The following is a 254-nucleotide window of genomic DNA, read 5'->3' on the forward strand; positions in this document are numbered from 1 at the left end:
ATTGGGGTTCGCCTCGATTACCGAAGACCGACGCGATCGCAGATTGGGGCCATAGCTCAGCTGGGAGAGCGGTTGCTTTGCAAGCATCAGGTCGTCGGTTCGATCCCGACTGGCTCCACCATTGTCTGTCGTCCCGCATTGTCTGTCTCCCCGTATGGGTCGAGGCGCGATGGCTGTGGTTGGACCGCATCCGGAAAACACAAGTTTTGCTACCCTGCGCTGGTCATCTGGACCGTGCGGGGCGGGCAAATAAC

General features: G+C 59.4%; 1 tRNA gene. It reads left to right on the top strand.

The features are described 5' to 3' along the window. Positions 1 to 45 precede the first annotated feature (45 nt). A tRNA-Ala gene (locus IPV08_RS24370) sits at positions 46 to 121 on the top strand. Positions 122 to 254 lie beyond the last annotated feature (133 nt).

Origin of the sequence: Methylobacterium sp. SD274 (assembly GCF_017355285.1) — a bacterium.
Lineage (GTDB): Bacteria > Pseudomonadota > Alphaproteobacteria > Rhizobiales > Beijerinckiaceae > Methylobacterium.